We start from the raw sequence: 10,035 nt of genomic DNA, 5'->3' as shown, positions 1-10,035 counted from the left end.
CAACAAGCGCCCGCAGGTTCATCATCTCGTCGGTCATCGGTGGTCCTCTCGGTCAAGGTTGGTGTAAGCAACCAGACCCTAGCCGGAAATCGCCGGTGACCACCTCAGCCAGAACCTACACCACGCCGTGGGACACGATCCAAGATGATTATCCCGGGCAACGGTTGCCACGCGCCGCGACGCTGCAGGTGCCGGTGCACGCATGCGTGGCCAGATGGCGACACTCGGCACCAAACAGCCTCGCCACACTGCCGCGGGGCGCGGCGATGGCGACGGCGACGTCGGCGGCAACGGAAGTCGAGCCAGCGTTGCCCTGCATGCGCTGCGCCGCGGCGTCGGGCACGGGGCAAAAGGCGCGCGCTGGCCGCTACTCAATTGGAGCTGTCCGAAACGCCAGTGATCGTGCTGGGTCGTTTGATCGGTCCAAAGCGGAGGCATTCGAATTGCTGACAATAAGCTGACCGAACTCCGCAGTTGGGAAGAGGAGCCGCTGTCGGCGGAAAAGCGCCAACGAAAAAGCGCAGATTATGAGTTGAGTTAGCGGTTATTCCCGAGGTCTAAACGCGGGTCGACGACCCCGACCAAAGATTCAGAGGATCACGTGGCTGCCTTTTTCGTGTACAGTGCCCTTTGTGCCTCGCACAAACATGGCCGCCGCGCCGGAACGGTTCTCGGGTTCATGTGTTTGGTGTGCTGAAGGGCGAATTTCTGCCGCGCCCAAGGCCCAATCAAAACACGGCGACCGGCGCGCGCACGGCGGCTCCGGGTCTGTCGGTCGGGGTGTGCGAGGTCATTGGGGCGCATCAGCAGTTTTTGCCAGAGCGCGGCCCACGCGGATGGAAAAGGCACTTGGGGGTGATTATGAAATGGAGTGAAATAGAGACGAAATGGCGGGAAATGGCGCGTCGTACGCAGGCCCACTGGGAGGCCAACAGGGATTTCCCCAAACGCGATGCCCCGCCTGCTTCGCCTCGCCGGCCAACCGAAATCGCTGCGAGCGGGCAGAAAGGCTTAGCCGTAAAAGCGCCGGTCGGAAGTGACGCTTCATCGCACGCGACGTTGGCCGAGTGACGAGAGTACGCCCGGTTTCCCATGCGCCCGATGACCCGAAATCCGCAAGGCGTTCCGGGGCCGGAACCGCACCTCGCGCTTCATACCGGGCATGGCAACAACGCTTTCTCAGCGCGCTGCCGCAGAGCGGTGCCCGATCTCGACTCTGGTCTGATCTGACCCCGATCCGGGCAGAACTGTTCGGTGCCGAACGGCTTGAGCACCACGCCGAAGGTCTGGCGGCCGCGCAGATGATTGGCACCGGGCACGGGGGCAAGGCGGTTGCGGCCCAGCCCGCGCGAAGGGTCCAGCCGCTTATCCGACGGCTCCGGAACAACGCGGCGTGCATTCTCGATGCCTATCATCAAAGCGCTGCGGCGCTGGACGCGGGCCGGCGGGTTTCGCCCGCTGCGGAATGGCTTCTGGACAACTACCACCTTGTCGAGCAGCAAACCCACCAGACCGATACCGATCTGCCCCCCGGATATTATCGCACGCTGCCCAAACTCTCAGACGGGCCGTTTGCTGGTTATCCTCGGGTGTTCGAAATTGCCTGGGCCTATGTTGCGCACACCGACAGCCTTGTTGAAACCGCCACGCTGCGGCGGTTTCTTGCCGCATATCAACGTGTTCAACCACTGCTGATCGGCGAGCTGTGGGCGGTGGCAATCAGCCTGAGAATTGTTCTTGTCGAAAACACCCGCAGGATTTCTGAACAGATCATCGAAGGCCAGCGTCTGCGCCGCGCCGCTGATGCCATCGCTGACAGGTTCATTGGGTTGCACGGTCAGGACGTGCTGGAAATGCAGTTGGCGCTGGCCGCTTATGAAGGCGCGCCATTGTCGGAAATATGGGCAGCGGAACTGGCCAGAAGGCTGCGCGGCTCCGACCCGGCCGAGACGCCGCTGTGCGGCTGGCTCGAAGATCGGCTGCGTCAGCAGGGCACATCGTCGGATGCCGTCGTCGCACTGGGAATGCAGCGGCAAGGCGCTACGAACGTGACGATGCGCAACATCATCACCAGTTTGCGGCTGGTGTCGGAAATCGACTGGGCCGAGGTGTTCGAGGCGGTCAGCCTGGTCGATGAGCGGCTTCAAAGTGGTGGCGGCGCAGTGTATTCCGAGATGGATTTTCCCACGCGCAACAGCTACCGAACGGCGATCGAGGGCTTTGCTCGCGGTTCGCGCCAAAGCGAAATCGCCGTGGCAGACCTGGCGAACGCGCTTGCCAGAACTGCCAAAACCGGCGCCGAGGCCGAACCGGGTTACTACCTCATTGGTGAAGGACGGTCGGCGCTGCAACAGCGCATCGATTTTCGAACGCCGTGGCAGCTTGGCTTGCGCCGCGCGATGCATGGGCTCGGCATCGGCGGGTATGTTGGCCTGATTGTGGCAACCACGCTGGCGGTGCTGGCTTTGGCGCTATGGGGCATCTCGGGTGCGGGTGCGGCATCGGGCGTGTTGGCGCTGCTGGCATTCTTGGGGTCTGTGCCGGTAAGCGCGGCGGCGACGGCCTGCGTGAACCTTGCGGTGACTCGCGCCGTCGGGCCAGCCGTGTTGCCGGGGATGGAACTCAAGCATGGCATTCCGCCGCATCTGCGCACGCTGGTGGCGGTTCCCGTGCTGCTGACCGATACCGAAGATCTGGCGGTGCAGATCGAGCGGCTGGAGGTGCATCATCTGGCCAGTGCCTCAGGCGCGGTGCATTATGCGCTGGTGTCCGATGGCCCTGACGCCGCAACCGAAACCACCGCGTCGGATGCAGAGCTTATCGCGGCGGCGGAGGCGGCGATTGCGGCGCTGAACACGGCCTATCCGTCGGAGGATGGCGCGCGGTTCCTGCTGCTGCATCGCCGCCGTCGCTACAGCCAGACCATGCGCTGCTGGATGGGATGGGAGCGCAAGCGCGGAAAGCTGCACGAGCTGAACCGGCTTTTGCGCGGCGCGACAGATACCAGTTTTCTGCCGATCGGGGGCCGCCCGCCAGAGGTCCCGGCGGGTGTACGTTACGTCATCACGCTGGACGCCGATACGCGGCTGCACCGCGACACGGTGCGCCGGTTGATCGGCAAGATGGCGCATCCGCTGAACCGGCCCCGGTTCGATGCTGGCGGCACCCGCGTTGTTGGCGGCCATGCCATCTTGCAGCCCCGCGTCACACCGGCGCTGCCCTTGGGGCACGAGGGGTCAACGTTTCAGCAGATCACTTCCGGCCCCGGCGGCATAGACCCCTATGCGGCGGCGGTTTCCGACGTCTATCAGGATCTTTTTGGCGAGGGCTCGTTCACCGGCAAGGGTATTTATGATGTCGATGCCTTCGAGGCGGCGTTGCAAGGCCGCGTGGCGCCAGACACCCAGCTTAGCCACGACCTGTTCGAGGGTATTTTCGCCCGGTCCGGTTTTGCCTCCGACGTCGAGGTGATCGAGAGCTTTCCGACCCGCTACGATGTTTCCGCGAAGCGGCAGCACCGCTGGGTGCGCGGCGACTGGCAACTTTGGCCGTGGCTGTTCGGCGCGCGCCGAAGGATGCCGGGCGGCGTGCCTGCAACCGGGCGCTGGAAGATGCTCGACAATCTCAGGCGCTCGATGGTGGCGCCGCTTTCGGTTGCCGCGCTTGTCGCAGGGTGGCTGCAGCCTTGGTCCGTCGCCCTGGGCTGGTCCGGGTTTATTGTAGCGGCGTTGGTGTTGCCGCAGTTGTTGCCGCTTCCGTTTGCGCTGCTACCGGATGGCTCGGGCACCACCATGCGCGGCCACCTCGCGGCGCTGCGGACCGATTTCCGCAACGCGATCTGGCACGGTGGCGTAAATGTAGTGTTTCTTGCCGATCATGCCTGGCGGATGCTCGACGCCATCACCCGTACCGCATGGCGATTGAGCGTGAGCCGCCGGAACCTGCTGGAATGGGTGACTGCAGAGCAATCCAGTGGGCGCGCGCAGGCCGGTGTGGTCGGGTATTACAGCTTCATGCTGGGCGGCACCGGGTTTGGGCTTTTGGCCGCTGACGTTGCGCTAGTGGCCCGGCCCGAAAACTGGCCGCTGATCGTGCCGTTCGCAGTAGCCTGGCTGCTGGCGCCGGTCCTCGCATGGCGGATCAGCCAGACGACAGCGACACGAGAGGCGGCCCACCTTTCCGCAAGCCAGGCACAACAGTTGCGCCTGATTGCGCGGCGGACCTGGCGCTATTTCGAGACCTTCGTGACGGACGAACACCATATGCTGCCGCCAGACAATTTTCAGGAGCTTCCGCAACCGGCAGTGGCTCATCGGACCTCGCCGACGAACATGGGGCTTTACCTGCTCGCTGTGGTGGTGGCCCGGGAAATGGGCTGGATTGGGCAGGAAACGGCAATTGCCAGGCTTGAGCAGACGCTGCAGACGATGCAGAAACTGCCTCGGTTTCGGGGCCATTTCCACAACTGGTATGACACGCATGATCTGCGTGTGCTCGACCCTCTCTATGTGTCGTCAGTTGATAGCGGCAATCTGGCGGGGCATCTGATCGCGCTCGCGAATGCCTGCCGCGCCTGGCAGGCTGCGCCGATTGCGGATGACATCCGGGGCGGGGGCGTGCGGGATGCGGCGCTGCTGGCGCTGGCCGCACTGGTCGAGGTACCTGAAGCAGGCGGCACCGGGCGGGCGCTTGCGGGCACGCTCGATACGTTGCTGACGCAGATCGCAACATCGGCAACTTTGGCATCGCCGGATTTTCCGTCGCTGTACGCGCTTGGTACCGAAGCCGCGGAAAAAGCGCGCGCACTGGCGGGCGCGGGGTCCGAGCTCGACTATTGGACCGAGGCGCTGGTGCATTGCCTTGCCCAGCATGCATCCGAACCGCCTCAGGTTCCGGCCCCGCAAGTGACCCGGCTGCACGCACTTGCCACCCTGGCACACGATCTGGCGTTAGCGATGGATTTCGGTTTTTTGCTCGACCGCGAAAAGATGTTGCTGTCGATCGGCTTCTCGGTCGCAAGCAACAGCCTTGATCCGAGTTGCTATGATTTGTTGGCGTCAGAAGCGCGGCTGGCGAGCTTCATCGCCATTGCCAAGGGCGATGTCGCAACCCGGCACTGGTTCCGGCTTGGCCGCGCCGCGACACCGATTGGCGCCAGGGCGGTGCTGATTTCATGGTCCGGCTCGATGTTCGAATACCTGATGCCGGCGCTGGTGATGCGCGCGCCCGTAGGCAGCCTGTTGGAACAGACCAATCGGCTGGTCGTAGCGCGACAAAACGCCTATGGCCGCGCGCTCGCCTTGCCATGGGGCTTTTCGGAATCTGCCTACAATGCCCGCGACCTTGAAATGACCTATCAGTATTCGAATTTCGGGGTGCCTGGCCTGGGCCTCAAGCGCGGGCTTGGCGACGACCGTGTGGTCGCGCCCTATGCCAGTGGTCTTGCCACGATGTTCGACCCGGTCGCCGCGCTGCAAAACTTTGCGCGGCTTGCCGCGCTGGGGGCCGAAGGTCGGTTCGGTTTTTACGAGGCGGTTGATTTCACGCCCGAGCGCGTGCAGGGCGGCACCGGCCATACCATCGTGCGCAGCTTTATGGCACACCATCAGGGCATGACCATTGCCGCCATAGCGAACACCCTGAATGACGGTTGCCTGCGCCGACATTTTCACGCCGAGCCGATCGTTCAGGCCACCGAAATGCTGTTGCAGGAACGGGTGCCACGTGAAGTCGCCGCCGCGGCACCACGCGCCGTGAAAGTGCACGCCACCAGCGCTGAAGATAGTCCCGATGACGCGATACGGCGTTTTCTGAGCCCCATCGCAATGCCGGCAACGGCGCATCTGCTGTCTAACGAGGGCTATAGCGTGGTGCTGACTCCGACCGGGGCAGGCAGCAGTCGCTGGCGCAATATTGCCATAACGCGCTGGCGCGGCGATCCCGCGCAGGGGCAGCTTGGGTCTTTCATCATCGCCCGCGATCACCGCAGCGGTTCGCTCTGGTCGGCCTCGCAAAATCCACTGAGAATTGAACCCGGAAGCTATTCCGCGTCTTTTTGTGAGCATCACGCGGCATTCGTGCATCGCAAATCGACGATGACGACCACCTGCGAAGTGGTCGTATCTGCCGAAGACGATGCCGAGGCGCGGCGGGTGACACTGGCCAACTCAGGGCGCCATGCGCGCGAAATCGACCTCACCTCCTACGCCGAGCTTGCGCTGGCGCCACCGGCCGCCGACCTCGCACATCCGGCCTTTTCCAAGCTTTTCGTGGTAACCGATTATCTGCCCGAACTGGAAGTGATCATCGCCACCCGGCGCCGTCGCGCACCCAGCGAGCCCGAAATCTGGGCGGCACATCTGGCCGTTGTGGAGGGCGCGGAAAATGGGCCGATGCAGTTCGAGACCGATCGCGCCCGCTTCATCGGCAGGGGCCGCGATATCGGCTCGGCGCTGGCGCTGGGTGCGGCCCCCCTTTCGGGCACTACCGGCACCGTGCTCGACCCGGTCTTTTCGATCCGGCGGATGCTTATTGTGCCCGCGGGCGGCATGGCGCGCGTGACCTTCTGGACAATGGCAGCAGCATCGTCGGGCGCGCTGCTTGATCTGGTAGATCGCCACCGCGATGCGTCGGCCTTCGCCCGGGCCGAAACCCTCGCCTGGACCCGCGCCCAGGTACAGTTGCGCCACCTTGGCATATCAAGCGCTGATGCCGCCGATTACCAGCGGCTGGCGGGGGCCATCATTGCAAATGACCGGCGGATGCGTCCGTCGCCCGATGCGATCTTTGCCGGCGGCGGGCCGCAGTCGGACCTGTGGCAGCACGGCATTTCGGGTGACCTTCCGATTGTTGTGCTACGCATTGAGGATGCCGACGACATCGAGGTTCTGCGCGAGACCCTGAGCGCCCATGAATATTGGCGCACCAAGAACTTTGCCGTCGATCTGGTGATCCTGAACGAACGTGCTGCGTCTTATGTACAGGATCTGCAGATCGCCATTGAAACCGCGGTGCGGTCCGCGCAGTCGCGCGCCCGGGCAAGCGGCGAAGCCGCATCGCAGTTGCCGGGCACCGTGCGCGTCCTGCGCGCCGACCTGATCACCGCCGAAGCCCGCATGCGCATACTTTCGGCTGCGCGGGTGATGCTGGTCGCAAACCGCGGACATATCGGGCAGCAACTGACGAGGTTGGCAGAGGCTACAGGAGTATATGGCGCTGTGACGGAAAGGCCCGGACCGCTGCTTTCTTTGCCTCGTCCCGTCACGCCCGGCCCGGACGAGGCGACGGAAAACCTGGAATTCTTCAATGGTACTGGCGGTTTTTCTCAGGATGGGCGCGAATATTGCGTGGTCCTGAAAGCGGGCAATTCCACGCCGGTGCCCTGGATCAACGTCATTGCCAATGCAGGTTTCGGGTTTCAGGTGTCGGCCGAGGGCAGTGGCTACACCTGGGCCGAGAACAGCCGCGAGAACCAGTTGACACCGTGGTCGAACGATCCGGTTACCGACGCGCCGGGCGAAGCCGTCTACATTGCAGATCTCGACAACGGCGCGCTCTGGTCGCCGACGGCGCTGCCGATCCGTGATGGCGGCACTTACACTGCGCGGCACGGCTTTGGCTACAGCCACTTTGCGCATACCGCCGAAGGGATCGCCGCCGAAATGGTGCAGTTCGTGCCGCTCGATGACCCGGTCAAGATCACGCGGCTGACTTTGCGCAACACCACGGACCGTGCGCGCAGGCTATCAGTCACCGCTTACGCCGAATGGAGTCTTGGCAGTTCGCGTGCCGCTACCATGCCCTTCGTAGTCACTTCGGTGGACGTCGAAACCGGGGCGATGTTTGCGCGCAATCCGTGGAGCGCTGCGTTTGGCCAGCGGGTCGCCTTTGCCGATTTGCGCATTGCCGGGGGGCCCGGCGCAGGTGCGCGGCGCGCCAGCCACACCGGCGACCGCAGCGAATTTTTGGGTCAGGGCGGCACCTTGGCTGCCCCGAAATACCGTGGCGACCAACCGCTTTCCGGGCGCGTCGGGGCTGCGCTTGACCCCTGCGCGGCCTTGCAGCAAACGCTGAACCTCGCCGCCGGGGCATCGGTGGAACTGGTCTGGCTGCTCGGCCAGGCGGAAACTGCCGAGGCGGCGCGAGCGCTCGTTATACGCACGCGCGCGGTGGATCTTGACGTGGCGATCGACGGAGTTTCGCGGTATTGGCGGGGTGTGTTGGGTGCGGTTCAGGTGCAAACACCGGACCGCGCAATGGATATTTTGCTGAACGGCTGGCTGCTGTATCAGACACTTGCCTGCCGTATCAGGGCCCGGGCCGGATTTTACCAAGCGAGCGGAGCCTACGGATTCCGCGATCAGTTGCAAGATGGCATGGCGCTGACCCTGGCACACCCCGAACTGACCCGGACGCATATTCTGCGCGCCGCGTCACGGCAGTTTCCGCAGGGCGATGTGCAGCATTGGTGGCTGCCACATACTGGGCAGGGGGTGCGCACGCATATTTCGGATGATCGGGTCTGGCTTGGCTACTGCACCGCAAGTTATGTGATAGCTTCGGGCGATGCCGCAATTCTTGATGAAAAATTGCCCTTTATCAAAGGCCCGGCGCTGCGTGCTGGCGCGCATGACAGTTTCTTTCAACCCACGACTTCAGCCAACGTCGCCACACTGTTCGAACATTGCGCCCGTGCGCTCGACCAGAGCCTTACGTTGATCGGCGCCAACGGCATGCCACTCATCGGCACCGGCGACTGGAACGATGGGATGAACCGGGTAGGCGATGGCGGCGCGGGCACCTCTGTCTGGCTGGGATGGTTGTTGATTGCCACGCTTGATCTGATGGCACCGCTGGCCGATACGCGCGCCCCCACCCGCGCCGCTCGTTGGCGGGCAGCTGCAGTCTTGGTGCGCGCTGCTATCGAGCGCGATGGCTGGGACGGGCAGTGGTATCGGCGCGGCACGTTTGATGACGGCACCCCGCTGGGGTCTGCCGACAGCGAGGAATGCCGGATCGACAGCATCGCGCAATCCTGGGCGGTACTGTCGGGTGCCGGTGATCCGGCGAGGGCGCGCACTGCGATGGCGTCGCTAGCGACGCATCTCGTGCGCCACGACCCCGATCTGGCATTACTGTTCACACCGCCCTTCGCGCGCACAAAGCTCGATCCCGGCTATATCAAGGGCTATCCGCCGGGTTTGCGCGAAAATGGCGGCCAGTACAGCCACGCCGCAATGTGGGCGATACTTGCCTATGCGAAGATGGGCGATGGTGACGCCGCGGCAGATCTGTTTGCGCTGGTGAACCCGATTAATCACGCCCGCGATGCCACGGCGACAGAACGCTATAAGGTCGAGCCCTATGTGGTGGCCGCCGATGTCTATTCGACCGCCCCGCATGTGGGGCGCGGCGGCTGGACCTGGTATACCGGCTCGGCCGCCTGGATGTATCGCGCCGGCATCGAGGGCATTCTCGGGCTCACACGGCATGGCGATGCGCTGATGCTTGAGCCCACCCTGCCCAAGGCTTGGCCGCAGGTGGAAATGCGCGTTCTTGTGGCCGGCACCCGCTACAAGATTGTGGTGGAAAATCCGAGCGGCTCTGGGCGCGGAATCGCGGCAGTTCAGATCGACGGTGCCGCCGCTGCACACCGTTCGGGGCCGCTGCGGCTGGCGCTGGATGGCGCCAACCATGAGGTTCGTATTACACTTGGCAAAATCGGCGCGGCCGAATGATTCAACTATCGAAATCAAATGGTCGCCTGCCCAGCTACCACCGGCAAAAAGCCTGCGGCATCACGCTGACCTTTCGCGGCGGGGTGCGAACTGTGGCACAAATCAGCTGACGGCCGGACTTTCCCTTCTCCCGGACAGACTTATCCCACGACCTTCGTGACGGGGATGCCGAGCGCGGTGAAGCCGTTCAGGACGGCAACACGGACCTGGAACTCCGCGACCTGACGGTCGAAGTCCCGCGCCATGAGGCGCTGACCCAGCAGTTTCACGCAATGCATCTTGGTTTCGACGCGGCTTC

At 63.8% G+C, this 10,035-nt stretch carries 1 protein-coding gene and 1 pseudogene; one reads left to right on the top strand and one right to left on the bottom strand.

Annotation, left to right across the window (positions count from 1 at the left end; genetic code table 11):
• Positions 1-1,067 precede the first annotated feature (1,067 nt).
• Complete coding sequence (locus Q8J98_RS12040) at positions 1,068-9,737, top strand: GH36-type glycosyl hydrolase domain-containing protein (protein ID WP_305294561.1); 8,670 nt, start codon at positions 1,068-1,070, stop codon at positions 9,735-9,737.
• 140 nt (positions 9,738-9,877) lie between these two features.
• Here Q8J98_RS12040 and Q8J98_RS12035 read toward each other — a convergent pair.
• Positions 9,878-10,035: pseudogene (locus Q8J98_RS12035) on the bottom strand (IS5/IS1182 family transposase); the annotation flags it as partial.

The organism is Phaeovulum sp. (assembly GCF_030684035.1).
Classification (GTDB): domain Bacteria; phylum Pseudomonadota; class Alphaproteobacteria; order Rhodobacterales; family Rhodobacteraceae; genus UBA6213.
This window is presented reverse-complemented; position numbering and strand designations above follow the sequence as displayed.